This window comes from Pantoea sp. CS_6, from assembly GCF_041954745.1.
In the GTDB taxonomy this organism is placed as follows: domain Bacteria; phylum Pseudomonadota; class Gammaproteobacteria; order Enterobacterales; family Enterobacteriaceae; genus Pantoea; species Pantoea stewartii.
In genome coordinates this window covers 118,583-133,105 of sequence record NZ_JAVAYG010000002.1, presented here as the reverse complement: position 1 = coordinate 133,105, position 14,523 = coordinate 118,583, and the positions used below count along the sequence as shown (strand labels likewise).

Genomic DNA, 14,523 nt, shown 5'->3' with positions numbered 1-14,523 from the left:
CAGCAGTGTGCCTAATCGAGACCCAGGCTGTCGCGTAAAATCTGCAGGCGTTCGCTGTCGCCGTCGCGCGCGGCCTGCTGAAGAGATTTGGTCGGTGCATGAATCAAACGGTTGGTCAGCTTGTGGGCCAGTTCCTGCATCACTTTTTGCGGATCGGCACCCTGCTGCAGCGCCTGCAGCGCACGGCCTTCCAGTTCAGCGCGGATATCATCCGCCTGAGCACGGTATTCACGAATAGAGTTGACCGCGCCCTGGGAACGCAGCCAGGCCATGAAATCGCTGCATTCCTGCACCACGATACTTTCGGCCTGCACCGCAGCGGCTTTGCGCTGGGCAAGGTTCTGCTCAATGATGGCCTGCAGATCGTCAACGCTATAGAGATAGGCATTCGCTAACTTGCCCACTTCCGGCTCTACGTCGCGCGGCACCGCAATATCCACCAGCAGCATTGGCTGGTTACGGCGCGCTTTGAGCGCCCGTTCCATCATGCCTTTACCAATGATGGGCAAGGGACTGGAGGTGGAAGTAATGACGATGTCGGCATCGGCCAGGCGCGCGTCGATGTCCGCAAGGCCAATCACTTCCGCGCCCACTTCTTTCGCCAGCGCGTCCGCGCGTTCGCGGGTACGGTTGGCAATAATCAGTTTTTTGACCTGATGTTCGCTCAGATGACGCGCCACCAGCTCAATGGTTTCTCCCGCGCCAACCAGTAACACGTTGACGGTGGAGAGGGACTCAAAGATCTGCCGCGCCAGCGTACAGGCGGCAAAGGCAACGGAAACGGCGTTCGCGCCGATCTCCGTTTCCGTACGCACGCGCTTGGCAACCGAGAAGGTTTTCTGGAACATACGTTCCAGTTCACTGCTCAGTGCATGACCGCGCTGCGAATCGGCAAAGGCTTTTTTCACCTGACCTAAAATCTGCGGCTCGCCCAGCACCAGCGAATCCAGCCCGCTGGCGACGCGCATAAGATGACTGACCGCCTCATTGTCCTGATGCCAGTAGAGGCTGTTACGTACATCCTCTTCATCAAGCTGGTGATAGTCACACAGCCAGCGCACCAGACGTTCCTGCAGATCGACCTGTTGCTCTACACTCAGGTAGAGTTCGGTTCGGTTACAGGTGGAGAGCACGACGCCACTCTGCACCATGGGCTGGGATAACAGGCTGTCTAAGGCCTGTTCCAGCGACTCCGGCCCGAACGCAACGCGTTCGCGCAGAGCAATGGGTGCAGTTTTGTGATTGATTCCGAGAGCGAGCAGCGTCATGGCGATTTAGGTTGGGTTGTCCCAATAATGTCAGGGTTTTGTGAAGCGCATTCTACAAGATGCAGCAGATCAAGAAAAGCCATACAAAGGCTATGACTGTAATAAGATTAAGCCGATCATAGCGATTTTACCGTATAACAGCATTGACGGTTAAAATGCGGATGGTTAGCGTTACCTGTTACCAATGAAAAATGAGTCCGAGGAGATGACCACTTGATGCTTACTTCCCCACGCAATCTGTTGCGCCTTTTACCCCTGGCCGGTGCTGTTCTGCTGGCTGCCTGTAGCATCAATAAACCACAAGGTCCCGGCCCGAGCGCCACTGCGCCCCAATGGCAACATCATCAGCAAGCGGTCAGTAAAGTGACGCAGTACCAGACACGCGGCGCGTTCGCCTATCTGTCGGACAAACAAAAAGTCTATGCCCGCTTCAACTGGCAGCAGACCGCACCTGACCGTTATCGTCTGCTGTTAACCAACCCGTTAGGCAGCACAGAACTGCAGCTTGATGCGCAGGGTTCTGTGGTGCAGATCGTGGATAGCCAGGGCAAACGCTATGTCAGCAACGATGCGCAGAAGATGATCTCGCAGCTGACCGGCATGGATATTCCGCTGACCAACCTGCGCCAGTGGATGATGGGCCTGCCGGGCGATGCGACCGACTACCAGCTTAACGATCAGTATCAGTTGCGCAGCCTGAACTATCAGCATGATGGCCAGACCTGGCAGGTGACCATCGCCGGCTACGACAGCAACATCACCCCTGCGCTGCCCGCCAGCCTGGAGCTGAAAGAAGGCGATCAGCGCATCAAGTTACGTATGGATAGCTGGACGCTGAAATGATCACCACCTGGCCTGCTCCGGCAAAACTGAACCTTTTTTTGTACATCACCGGGCGCCGGGCGGACGGTTACCATAACCTGCAAACCCTGTTTCAGTTTCTGGATTATGGCGACAGTCTGGAGATTGTTCCCGATCAGAGCGATGCCATTACCCTTCTCACGCCCGTGTCCGGCGTGCCGGATGCTGAAAACCTGATCGTGCGTGCCGCCGACATGCTTAAGGCGGCTGCCCGCGCGAAGGGAACGCTGCCGGCGCAGGCGGGTGCGCGGATCGCCATTGAAAAGCGTTTGCCAATGGGCGGTGGACTGGGTGGCGGTTCTTCTGACGCCGCTACGGTTCTGGTGGCGCTTAATCATCTCTGGAAAACCGGTTTTTCGCCGACGGAACTTGCACAGATGGGCGTGAAACTGGGTGCGGATGTCCCGGTGTTCGTTAAAGGGCACGCCGCCTTCGCCGAAGGGGTCGGCGAGGTGCTTTCTCCCGCATCGCCTGCCGAAAAATGGTATCTTGTTGCCCATCCCGGCGTCAGCGTGGCCACGCCGGTGGTCTTTAACGATCCGGCACTCCCCCGTGACACGCCCGTGCGCACTTTATCAGCACTTTTACAGGCCCCCTTTCTTAACGATTGCGAATCAGTAGTAAGAAAACGTTTTCGTGAGGTTGATGAGCTTGTTTCATGGCTGCTAGAATACGCGCCGTCGCGCCTGACAGGGACAGGTGCTTGTGTGTTTGCTGAATTTGACACCGAGTACGCTGCTCGCCAGGTGCTGGAACTTGCCCCGTCATGGGTGCGCGGTTTTGTAGCCCGAGGCGTTAACGTCTCGCCGTTACAGCGCACTCTGCAAGGCGATTAGCGATAGCGTGACTGTGTCACCCTGTTCCAGATACAGCACGTTTCGCACTCACATACCCGTGTGAACGATCACGACAGTATTCGCCGGTTACTGTCATGACGTTCATTCTCTGGACGCAAAGCCTGAGGTTCTTCTCGTGCCTGATATGAAGCTTTTTGCTGGTAACGCCACCCCGGAACTAGCACAACGTATTGCCAACCGCCTTTACACCAGCCTGGGCGACGCCGCTGTCGGTCGTTTCAGTGATGGCGAAGTAAGCGTACAAATTAATGAAAATGTACGCGGTGGTGATATTTTCATCATCCAGTCCACCTGTGCTCCCACCAATGATAATTTGATGGAACTGGTCGTGATGGTCGACGCGCTGCGTCGTGCTTCAGCTGGTCGTATTACCGCTGTTATCCCCTACTTTGGTTATGCCCGTCAGGACCGCCGCGTGCGTTCTGCGCGTGTGCCTATTACCGCCAAAGTCGTGGCTGACTTTCTTTCCAGCGTCGGCGTTGATCGTGTTTTAACGGTTGACCTGCACGCTGAGCAGATCCAGGGCTTCTTCGACGTCCCGGTTGATAACGTCTTCGGCAGTCCCATTCTGCTGGAGGATATGTTACAGATTGGCCTGGAAAACCCGATTGTTGTTTCGCCTGACATTGGCGGCGTGGTTCGTGCCCGTGCTATTGCGAAACTGCTGAACGACACCGATATGGCCATCATCGACAAACGTCGCCCGCGTGCGAACGTTTCTCAGGTCATGCATATCATTGGTGACGTTGCGGGCCGTGACTGTGTGCTGGTCGATGACATGATCGACACCGGCGGCACACTGTGCAAAGCCGCGGAAGCGCTGAAAGAGCGCGGTGCCAAGCGCGTGTTCGCGTACGCGACGCACCCTATCTTCTCCGGTAACGCGGTGGAAAACCTACGTAAATCTGTCATCGATCAGGTTATCGTGTGTGACACCATTCCGTTATCCGAAGAGATGAAGTCGCTGCCAAACGTCCGTACCCTGACGCTGTCAGGCATGCTGGCCGAAGCCATTCGCCGCATCAGTAACGAAGAGTCCATTTCGGCAATGTTCGAACACTAATCTTCGCAGGCCGGACACGCTGTCCGGCCTTTTCTTTTGTCTGTACCTCTCCCCTTCCGACAAAGCTGCTTGATTCACAGAAATTTTCGTTATGAGTCACCGCCGTTATTGTCACGCTTACTACGAAAAACTCTTTCGCTGAAATTATCTTATCTGCTCTTTTGCCATTCTGCGTTGAGTGGTACTTTGCCCGCACTTTTTATTGCGATCGTTTTCCACTATGAACCTCGACGTCTATACGTTATTTATTTGCGAACTCTACGTACTGGGGTTTATGAGTCTGATCCTGGCATTTGCCTGGGTCGGTTCGCATTACGATCGCACGCTGGGCTATGTTTGCGTGGCCATTTTACTGACGCTGGTCGCCTTTATTCTCAGTAGCCTGCGCAGCCAGGGCTATCAGTTTTTACCGGTGGCCATGAGCAACGTGTTGCTTATGCTGGCTTACGGGGGATTGTTCAGCGCGTTTCGCACATTTTGCGGTAAGCAGCCGGGGATGAGTGGTCTGGTCGGAGCGCTGATCTGGTCACTGCTCTGCCTGATTCCGGGATTTTATTACAGCTTATCGCTGCGCGTACTGGTGCTCTGCCTGCTCTGCATCGGGTATACCGGAGCGCTTATCTATTTTCTCTGGCTGGCGCGGCGCAATATGGATGCAACGTTCTGGCCTGCCCAGCTCCTGCTCTGGATTCACCTGATATTCCATGTGGCTCGCATATTTCTGGATAATTCCCGCCCGGTTGGCGTTCAGGGCGCGATAAGCGGATCGAATTTCTCCGTCTATGTGATTATGGAATCCATGCTGTTTGTCATTGGGTTTACCGTGACGATTCTGGCGATGGTCAATGAGCGGACGCGCAATGCGCTGAAAGCGGCTTCACTGCACGATCCTCTGACCAATATCTGGAACCGTCGTGCGCTGTTTACCGGGGCCGAGGTGATGATTAAAGCCTGTCAGAAGCAGAATAAAGCGCTGACGGTGGTGTTATTCGATCTGGACCATTTTAAAGGCATTAATGACCGCTACGGGCATCATCAGGGCGACCAGGTTCTGATTGATTTCAGTCACCGTGTGTCCGGCATGCTGCCTGAAGGGGCGCGCTTTGCGCGACTGGGCGGCGAAGAATTTGCCGCCCTTCTGCCGATGATGTCAGCGCAGGCTAACGTCTGGTGCGAGCAGGTGCGCCAGGCGATCCACCTTTCCCGACCGGGGCAGATTCCCTATTCCGTCAGCATTGGCTTCTCTACCGCCGACAATCGCCACATTGATTTTGGCGAACTGATGGCGCTGGCTGACAAAGCGCTCTATCAGGCAAAAGCCAAAGGCAGAAACCGAACCCAACCCTGCCTGACGTTGCCGGGAACGTGATTATGACGAGTGATGGCTGCGGCGGCAGCGTTTATCGCCATAATGCCGCTCCCAGTAATAGCGATCTTCGACTTTCTCACGACCGCTAATGCAGGCACCGGCCAGCCATAACAGTGCGCCAAAGAAAATCCCAAACATCGCGCCCTGCGCCAGTATCTGCGGCAGATTTAAAGAGGGAAGTTGGTTGATAATCGAAAAACCAACGCCGAGTACCATGGTCACTAAGCCCAGTGCCATTAAGGCATTTCCTGCCATACGTGAGTGATGACGTTTCATCTTTCACCTCCTGACGGTGCGGTCCGATGAGCGCACACAATGTTAACCTGTCAGTAGTTTAGGCAATGACAGCAGGCTAATTTGTGCACTTCGTCACACTCAGAGCAGGATAAGTGTGACCAAAGCATAATTACAGCTTATTGATTTAGATGGAAAACAATTAATCACCGACACTAATAATTCGTGGCTCACACTTTGTGATCCGCAGCCTGGCACAGTAAACTACTGCCCTTTGGTGATAACAGCAGGATATTCCTTGTGAGCAGCATTAAACTGATTGTCGGCCTGGCGAATCCCGGTGCGGAATATACCGCCACGCGCCATAACGCGGGGGCGTGGTATCTGGATTTGCTGGCTGAGCGGCACAATCAGTCGTTAAAAGAAGAAACCAAATTTTTCGGTTATACGGCGCGACTGGCGCTGGCGGGCGAAGATGTCCGACTGCTGGTGCCCACCACCTTTATGAACCTCAGCGGCAAAGCGGTCGCGGCGATGGCGACCTTCTACCGTATTGCGCCCGAAGAAATTTTGGTGGCGCACGATGAACTCGATCTGCCACCGGGCATTGCGAAATTCAAACAAGGCGGCGGTCACGGCGGTCATAACGGCCTGAAAGACATCATCAGCAAGCTGGGCAATAATAATAACTTTCATCGTCTGCGCATCGGTATCGGCCATCCCGGTGACCGCAACAAAGTGACCGGATTTGTGTTAGGCAAACCGCCCGCCAGCGAGCAAAAGCTGATCGATGACGCCATTGATGAAGCAGCGCGCTGCACCGAACTGTGGCTGAAGGAAGATCGCATTAAGGCAATGAACCGCCTGCATGCCTTTAAGCCTGTCTAATCGCCCCGATTGTCGCGAATCTGTGTATAATGCGCGAAAATTATCTTACGTTTCCGGCAGCGCCTGCGTTCAGGCGTTGCCCATCCAGCTATAAAGGGTATTAAACCATGGGATTCAAATGCGGTATCGTGGGCCTGCCAAATGTCGGTAAATCCACTCTGTTTAACGCGCTGACAAAAGCGGGTATTGAAGCGGCGAACTTCCCCTTCTGCACCATTGAACCCAACACGGGCGTTGTACCTATGCCTGACCTGCGTCTGGATCAGCTGTCCGAGATCGTCAAGCCACAGCGCGTGGTTCCGACTACCATGGAATTCGTCGATATCGCCGGTCTGGTAAAAGGTGCATCGAAAGGTGAAGGCCTGGGCAACCAGTTCCTGACCAATATCCGTGAAACCGAAGCGATCGGCCACGTGGTTCGCTGCTTTGAAAACGACAATATTATCCACGTGAATAATAAAGTCGATCCGGCTGATGATATCGAAACCATCAACACCGAGCTGGCGCTGGCGGATCTGGACACCTGTGAACGCGCACTGCAGCGCGTGCAGAAAAAAGCCAAAGGCGGCGATAAAGACGCGAAAGCGGAACAGGCGGCGCTGGAGAAATGTCTGCCTCATCTGGAAAACGCGGGCATGCTGCGCGCGCTGGATCTGACCGATGAAGACAAAGCCGCCCTGCGTTATCTGAGCTTCCTGACGCTCAAGCCCACGATGTACATCGCTAATGTCAACGAAGATGGATTTGAAAACAACCCGTACCTGGATAAAGTGCGCGAAATCGCCGCCAAAGAAGGTTCTGTCGTTGTGCCAGTCTGCGCCTCTGTCGAATCTGATATCGCCGAACTGGAAGACGAAGATCGTGACGAGTTTATGGCCGAGCTGGGCATCGAAGAGCCAGGCCTGAACCGCGTGATTCGTGCCGGTTACGCACTGCTGAATCTGCAGACCTATTTCACCGCCGGCGTCAAAGAAGTACGCGCATGGACTATCCCTGTTGGCGCCACCGCCCCACAGGCCGCCGGTAAAATCCATACCGATTTCGAGAAAGGCTTTATTCGCGCACAAACGATCGCGTTTGAAGACTTTATTACCTATAAGGGTGAGCAAGGCGCGAAAGAAGCGGGCAAGATGCGTTCAGAAGGCAAAGAGTACATCGTTAAAGATGGCGATGTGATGAATTTCTTGTTTAACGTCTAATCCACACGGTGAAGTGAACTGCACGTGAATGAATAAGGTTGTGAAAGCCACGCGAATGCGTGGCTTTTTTGTTTTAAAGCTTCACAGAACAGGTTTGAAAAAAGCCGCTAAAACATTGAGGATCAAACGCAACGTAGGCTGAATTTTCCGTCTTGAAAATAAGGCGGTAAATAAGCAATCTGACGAGGTATGATAAATCACAACAAGAAAGCCCGGGTTCACTTTGCCATTACCTTAGTTGTTATCCCTGCTTAACAGAGACTGGCGCAGGGCCTTCCTGGTCGCGGCGCCAGCGGTGATTTACCGTGACGAGGAAAGTGTCTGCAGCACTTTCAGCTCGGCGACCGCTTCCTGCATCGCATCCATACCTGCCGTTAAGGTGCGCAGATTATCCAGCTGTTTCGCCATCCCTGCCCGTTCATGACGGCTTCGATCGCTCATGGCGGCAATCGCATCGGCAGCCTGGATACTGCGGTCTGTCATGTCCGTCGCGGTTTGTACCGTGTTTGTCGCGACATCGCGGATACGCGAGATCGTGTCGACCGCATCATTAATGTTGCTAGCGGTCGCTTCAGCCTGCTCTTTCGAGGATTGCGCCAGACGGCGAACTTCCCCTGCCACAACGGCAAATCCTCTGCCAGCTTCCCCCGCGCGTGCAGCCTCGACAGCGGCATTGAGCGCCAGAATATTGGTCTGGAAAGCGATATTGCTGATGCCGTGCGTAATAACGTTGATACCGTTAGATATCGCTTCCAGATCGTCCAGCCCGTCCCCCAGGCGCCCTTGTGCCTGCTGGCTTTCTTTGGCAAGAGTGCTGATAGCGCGAATGCTGCTTTCGGCCATCGACAACGCTTCGCTCTGGCTCTGGGTTGCCGCCTCAAGCACCGGCAGCGCCTGAACGATAGGTGCCAACTCCTGCTGATAGCTCACCACGCGAGCCAGCACGCCCGACTGGACGCGGTTTAGCGCTTCCCAGCGACGTAACGCGCGCTGCGCATAGTGCGCGGCATAGCTGGCATATTCCACCGGAAATTGCGCCATGGCGTTTACGTTATGATTGAAGAACACCAGTGCAGACAAAGTCTGATTGATCGGTACGCCCAGAATTTCACCAAAGCTGGAGAACCCGGCAGCCGGAATGCCTTTAAAGAAATGCGCATCGTGCAGCTTATCGGGATTGCCCTGTCGGCGCAGTATGCAGTCATTCATCAGGACCGCCGCCGGTTTGCCGTGACGTTGCGTAAAGGCCTGCCAGTCCCGCAGCGTAGCCTGCTTAAAATCGGTTTCACGCATTAAGTAAAGCCGATCGCCAAATTCCAGATCGCAAAAAAACTGTACACTGTGGCTGTCCATCTTCGCTACAGAACGAATGAAATACGCGTCACCTACCTTCACCGCAAACGTTAAACCTTTCAGACGCTCCGTCAGCTGCTGTTCATTGCAGCCCAGATGTTCAGCCAGTGCCTGGGTGAAGGGCTGTTGCTGCCCCTGTGGGTTGAACACGGAAGTCAGGGTACGCTTAACCGGATCCGCCTCGGCAATCAGCCAGCTCTTGTTCAGTGGCTCGAAGTTCTGACTCTTAAAGGGTGAAAAGGACTTACCCGCCGCCATTTTGCAGAAAACAATAACGGCTTTCCCCTGCAGTACACGCCCGCCAGCGCCAATCCATGTCCCGTCAAAGGTGACGCGTCCACCGGCGGATCCGCCGATTGCCAGGCAGGGAAAGCGGCCCGTATTATACCAGGCCTGCATTAAAAACCCTTCCGATGCAGACAGCCCGTCACAGTAAATCATGGCAAAGGTACGGTCAGCAGAGAGCGGCATGCTCAGCCTCAACGCAGCCAGCTCATCCTGGATGGCACGAATGCGATCCGTCGCCGTGTGGGTATCGTGAAGGTGCAGATCGACCACATGTGTTTCATGCTCTGCAATCAGGTTACGGGGTAACCAGAGCCAGCTGCCTTCCTGCCCGTCGCCTTTGCAGTACGTTGTTTGCTTGCCGCTGGCGCTGAGCGCTCCGTTAGAGGAGAGCGTAATGACGGTCAAATCTGTTGATGTAAAGCGTTGCCATGCCTGACTGACCTTATGAAAATCGGCCTCTGGCGGCACAAACGTCAGCAAAATACCCGCAGCACGACTGCTGAGGCCTGCTGCAGAGAGCGAAGTGGGTAAGCTTTCACAGTTAAAGATCCCGTTGGCGGGCTGAGATCCCCCCGCAAAACGTGAACCGGTTAAGCTTCTGGTCATTGTCTTGATGACAGACATATTGTTGTTTCCACTGTAATTAAAAGGAATGCACGTACTGGTGTCGTAAAAAAGCACACAAATGACTGAGTAATAATCAGCTTTGACGCTTCAGGCTCAGCCCCAACATTGAGCTGAGCATGCGTTATCGACACAGGAGGCAATTGCTTCAACGATTACTGCGATTATTGTTATTGATGGGTCAGTGCTGGACAGGGCGACGGTTGCAACAGGCTGGTTCTCTGCATTTTCATTGGGATGCCTGCCCGCAGTTAAGATGCGCACAGAACCGCCGCGCCCTTTCCGCCCGGACGCCTTCATGGCCAGCGCAGTGATCTGCCCTTCTGTTTTGTCATGCTAAAACCCGTCACGCCGTAAGACAGAGGGGAAGACATGACTTTTTTACTGCGATTTACCGATGCTTTGATGACGGGAGGGATATAAGAAAAACCTATGAATAATGCGTCTTAACTCATTGACAAAATTTAATTTTTACAGAAATTACCATGACGTGTTTTCTTACATTTAATTGTCCTGGTTTCGATAAAGGTTGGTCTGTCTGTGCCGAAAGATCACCGTCCCCCTCTCCCTTTATCAGGATAGATTTATGAAGATCGCAACACGGCTCGGTTTGGGTTTTGGCACGTTAATCATTTTTTTCTCCTTGTGCATAGTGGTAGCCATTCATTCTTTATACCAGTCTAAAAACACCCTTGAAGCCATTGTTCAGGGTGATATGAAGAAAACAAAATTAATCACAGACCTGACACTTATTCAGCGTGATATGGCAATCACGGTAAGGAATCTGTCCTTATTTACAGATGAAAAAGGTCTTGAAGAGCAATCCGCTCGTCTTGAAAAATTAAAAGCCCGGTTTGTTGACAGCAGTTCTCAACTGGGCCAGATGATTGACCAGTCGGGCAGTAACGAGGAAAAAAAAGCGTTTGAGGCAATAGAAAAGAGTCAAAAAAATGCCCTGGACTCCTTCAGTAATACTGTTCCTCTGGCATTGGGGAAAAATAACGCAGCAACAGTGAAATTTCTTCTTGATACCGTCAGACCAGCCCAGAACCCCCTGATTGACGGACTCACCTCAATGGGCGAAGTGCTCACTCAGCGCTCTGATAATGCCGTCAGTCAGAACAGTAAGACAACGGAGCAAGCCTATATTATTTTGCTGGTTCTGCTGGGCATTGCGGTCATTTTGGGCTTGCTGACGGGAAGTTACCTGATTCGCAAGATTATGCGTGAACTCGGCGGTGAGCCGGTTACAGCGCAACGGCTCGCTTACGCTATTTCACAAGGGAATCTGACCTCAACGGTTCAACTGCGAAAAAATGATGACCGCAGCCTCATGGCGTCTCTGGACGCTATGCAAGCCAGACTGCGCGGGATCGTGTTGCAGATTAAAGACGCCTCCGCGTCCGTTGCGCTGGCGGCCGATGAAATCGACCGGGGAAATACAGAACTCTCATCACGAACCGAGCAGCAGGCTGCCGCGCTGCAGCAGACCGCCGCCAGCATGGAGCAACTCACCAGCACGGTGAAGAGCAACACAGCCGGTGCGCAGCAGACCGCTGAATCTGCCCGGGCAACAGCAGAGACCGTTAACGCCGACAAGTCCAAGGTCAGCCACATGACCGATACCATGCACAACATCCATGAGAGCGCAGTCAAGGTCCGTGATATTACGTCCGTGATTGAAAGCATCGCTTTTCAGACCAACATCCTGGCGTTGAATGCCGCCGTGGAAGCCGCGCGTGCAGGTGAAGATGGTCGCGGATTCGCCGTCGTGGCTGGTGAGGTGCGGACACTTGCCCAGCGTAGTGCCACAGCCGCGAAAGACATCAAGCGTCTGATTGAACAGGCCGTCGCACACGTTGACAGCGGCGTAGAAATTGCCGCGCTAACCGGGCAGAGCGTCCTGAAGGTCATGAGTATGGTCAGCGACCTGGCTGAAGGGATGGACTCGATTGCCCGGGCCTCTTCTGAACAGCTGCAGGGAATTTCAGAAGTCAGCGTGGCAGTGAATCAGATGGACGGCGTCACACAGAATAACGCGGCGCTGGTCCAGGAATCGTCAATGGCCTCCCGTTCGCTGTCTGAACAGGCCCAAACATTACGACAGATTGTTGGGTCGTTTAGCGTCTGAACATTCAGGTAACGCCGGCGTTCCAGGCTTCATCAGGAAGGTACAGGGACAATCACATCCGCCTGGCGCAGGTTCACAGGCTGTGGTATCTGCGACAAATTCCGGCGCGTGTTACGAAGGGATGGCGCTTTGTATCGTGACTTATTCAGGCTGCCCTAAACGTCGCAACGGTAAAAGAGAGTGGCGCTCATGCGCCCTCTCTTCCTCGCCAGCGAAATGCGTGAGCCTGGCGCTGATTTTCATGCATGTCCTGATGTGCCACAACGCAGCGTTACCGGACGTCCGTATGACTGTCGTTGACAAGCCGCCTACAGATCCTGCAGGGCCTGGATAATTGACGTATTCATCTCATGAACCGCCTCTTCACGCCGGCGATAGTATGTCCATTTACCGACCTTGCTTGCCTCAAGCAGGCCGGCATCATGCAGCGCTTTCAGACATAACGAGGTGGCGGGCTGTGAGAGGCCCGCTTTGTCCTGAATAAGACTGGCACAGACACCGTACTGATCGAAGGGATACAGCTGAGAATAGTCAGCAAAGGCTTCGTCAGGGCGTTTAAGCCATTTGAGCACCGCAACCCGTGTCGGGTTAGCCAGTAATTTAATGGCATTTTCAGGTGTCATGCCGTCTCAGAACCTCAAGCAGAATAGAAAGGGTAGTCAGTATAGCCTTTCTCACTTCCACCATACAGTGAGGCAGGATCCGCGTTGTTCAGCGGGTAGCCCATTTTGAAACGCGCCGGTAAATCCGGGTTAGCGATAAACGTGCGCCCGAAGCCAAACAGATCGCCCCATCCCTTTTCCAGCATACGTTCGGCCTTTTCCCTGGTATAACGTCCGGAATACATGATGGGGGAACGGAAGGTTTCACGCAGCGCAATACGGAAGCTTTCGGGCATCTCCGGACTGTTGTCCCAGTCCGCTTCGGCGATAGACAGATAGCCAGTTTCAAGCTCGTTTAGCATCTGCGCAGCACGAATGTAGGTAGCATGCGGATCGCGTTCAACCAGCCCCAGATAAACGCGTTCTTCCTCTGTGCTTGAGAACAATGGCGCGAAACGTACGCCGACACGGTGACTGCCAAATACCGCACTCACCGCTTCGGTGACTTCACGCAGGAAGCGCAGGCGGTTATCAAGGGAGCCGCCATATTCATCGGTACGGAAATTGGTGTGTTCAGAAATAAACTGATTGATCAGATAACCGTTGGCGGCATGCAGCTCGACACCGTCAAAACCGGCTTTTTTCGCGTTCTCTGCTGCCGTGCGGTACATCGCCACAATCGCTTTGACTTCCGATGTGGTCAGTTCGCGCGGCATGCTGGGTTCCGTCAGCATACCGGCACCAGGTCCGGTTTCAATAAAGACCCGTACGCCGCTGGCGGCAACGGCGGAAGGAGCAACAGGCGGCTGTTTACCGGGCTGCAACGCATTGTGCGATACGCGGCCCACGTGCCAGAGCTGGCAAAAGAGCGTTCCGCCCTCTGCATGCACAGCGTCGGTGACGTTTCGCCATCCCGCAATTTGTGCGTCGCTGTGAATGCCAGGCGTCCAGGCATAGCCCTGCCCGCGCGGTTCAATTTGCGTACCTTCGGTAATCATGAAGCCCGCGCTGGCACGCTGGCGATAGTACTCCACCATCATCGTGCCGGGAATGTTGCCCGGCTGCTCGCTACGGCAACGGGTCAGGGGTGGAAGCGCAATGCGGTTACGCAACGTGAGATCACCCAGCGTCAGGGGCGTGAAAAGAGACGACATAATTAACATCCTTAAAAAGAAATAGGGTTGACATTATATTTACACATTTAAATTTGTAAATATGTAATGTGTGCGGTTATCTCCCGTTGTCATGATGACTCTGCCAGATTGCCTTCACCGCGCCCTTCACCTAAGCGTTACCGTTATCCTCACGGCGGAACGACCGGGCTGATGGTGGCTGTTTCGGCTTTTTTGCGGCAAAAATCAGCATCACTCCGCCGGTAGGAAAATCCCTCACTGCCCTTTATCAGCGCAGTATGAACGCGTGCAGCAGCCTGGATGATGAACGCAGCAAAACAATGGCAGATCGGCGCATAAAGCAGAAGATAGCCGCTTTATACCCTGTTAAATCGTCAGAACCGGTCACCTGAAACGCGACCTGCGGTACAGCTCGGGCAGAGACGAAGGCGAGTCGCCTTCACATAACATTGCTTGTCTGTCCCGTCCTCAGCGTATGCATGCCGCCCTTTTCAGGAGAGAAGACAGAGATATATCAGGCTGGGGATACGACGGCACGTAATCTTTGCGCCACGGGGGCTTCTTCACTGGCTCATGCCCCCATGTCTTCACCCTTTCCTTTGCACCCTTTTTACACCGCACCCGATCTTTTTTACGCCACTTTTACACGCCGG

Annotated in this window: 12 protein-coding genes; 7 read left to right on the top strand and 5 right to left on the bottom strand. The window is 53.9% G+C overall.

The window, feature by feature from the left end; all coding sequences use genetic code 11:
• Nucleotides 1-11 precede the first annotated feature (11 nt).
• On the bottom strand, nucleotides 12-1,268 hold the full coding sequence (hemA, locus tag RAC90_RS03610) for a glutamyl-tRNA reductase (RefSeq protein WP_033741057.1): 1,257 nt from the start codon (nucleotides 1,266-1,268) through the stop codon (nucleotides 12-14).
• A 216-nt stretch (nucleotides 1,269-1,484) separates the two neighbouring features.
• Between hemA and lolB the strand changes: the two genes are divergently transcribed.
• From lolB to RAC90_RS03590, 4 genes are all read left to right on the top strand, one after another.
• Nucleotides 1,485-2,111: a lipoprotein insertase outer membrane protein LolB gene (gene lolB / locus RAC90_RS03605; RefSeq protein ID WP_205955412.1), complete on the top strand. Its 627-nt coding sequence runs from the start codon at nucleotides 1,485-1,487 to the stop codon at nucleotides 2,109-2,111.
• The gene (ispE, locus tag RAC90_RS03600; protein WP_133745180.1) at nucleotides 2,108-2,965 is read left to right on the top strand and encodes a 4-(cytidine 5'-diphospho)-2-C-methyl-D-erythritol kinase; all 858 of its coding nucleotides are present in this window, start codon (nucleotides 2,108-2,110) and stop codon (nucleotides 2,963-2,965) included. The genes lolB and ispE overlap by 4 nt, the downstream gene beginning before the upstream one ends.
• A 136-nt stretch (nucleotides 2,966-3,101) precedes the next feature.
• Complete coding sequence (gene prs, locus RAC90_RS03595) at nucleotides 3,102-4,049, top strand: ribose-phosphate diphosphokinase (protein ID WP_006118899.1); 948 nt, start codon at nucleotides 3,102-3,104, stop codon at nucleotides 4,047-4,049.
• A 220-nt stretch (nucleotides 4,050-4,269) separates the two neighbouring features.
• Nucleotides 4,270-5,418 (top strand): GGDEF domain-containing protein, encoded by a 1,149-nt coding sequence (locus RAC90_RS03590; protein WP_033741053.1) that lies wholly within the window; start codon nucleotides 4,270-4,272, stop codon nucleotides 5,416-5,418.
• Here the strand turns inward: RAC90_RS03590 and ychH are convergent, their stop codons facing one another.
• Nucleotides 5,419-5,694, bottom strand: coding sequence for a stress-induced protein YchH (gene ychH / locus RAC90_RS03585; protein ID WP_033741052.1), 276 nt, complete (start codon nucleotides 5,692-5,694; stop codon nucleotides 5,419-5,421).
• A gap of 258 nt (nucleotides 5,695-5,952) precedes the next feature.
• Here ychH and pth point away from each other — a divergent pair, with 258 nt between their 5' ends.
• Both pth and ychF read left to right on the top strand, forming a co-directional pair.
• Nucleotides 5,953-6,540 (top strand): aminoacyl-tRNA hydrolase, encoded by a 588-nt coding sequence (gene pth / locus RAC90_RS03580; protein ID WP_375123970.1) that lies wholly within the window; start codon nucleotides 5,953-5,955, stop codon nucleotides 6,538-6,540.
• A gap of 107 nt (nucleotides 6,541-6,647) precedes the next feature.
• Nucleotides 6,648-7,739: a redox-regulated ATPase YchF gene (ychF, locus tag RAC90_RS03575; protein ID WP_033741049.1), complete on the top strand. Its 1,092-nt coding sequence runs from the start codon at nucleotides 6,648-6,650 to the stop codon at nucleotides 7,737-7,739.
• Nucleotides 7,740-8,039: 300 nt separating this feature from the next.
• On the opposite strand, the gene RAC90_RS03570 is transcribed toward ychF, so the two are convergent.
• Nucleotides 8,040-10,004, bottom strand: a complete 1,965-nt coding sequence (locus tag RAC90_RS03570; protein ID WP_375123969.1) for a methyl-accepting chemotaxis protein — start codon at nucleotides 10,002-10,004, stop codon at nucleotides 8,040-8,042.
• Between the two features lie 586 nt (nucleotides 10,005-10,590).
• Between RAC90_RS03570 and RAC90_RS03565 the strand changes: the two genes are divergently transcribed.
• The gene (locus RAC90_RS03565) at nucleotides 10,591-12,135 is read left to right on the top strand and encodes a methyl-accepting chemotaxis protein (RefSeq protein WP_033741048.1); all 1,545 of its coding nucleotides are present in this window, start codon (nucleotides 10,591-10,593) and stop codon (nucleotides 12,133-12,135) included.
• Nucleotides 12,136-12,443: 308 nt separating this feature from the next.
• On the opposite strand, the gene RAC90_RS03560 is transcribed toward RAC90_RS03565, so the two are convergent.
• Entirely contained in the window at nucleotides 12,444-12,758 is a 315-nt protein-coding gene (locus RAC90_RS03560; protein WP_006119667.1) for a helix-turn-helix transcriptional regulator, read from the bottom strand.
• A gap of 14 nt (nucleotides 12,759-12,772) precedes the next feature.
• Complete coding sequence (locus RAC90_RS03555; protein ID WP_054633929.1) at nucleotides 12,773-13,891, bottom strand: alkene reductase; 1,119 nt, start codon at nucleotides 13,889-13,891, stop codon at nucleotides 12,773-12,775.
• Nucleotides 13,892-14,523: the final 632 nt, after the last annotated feature.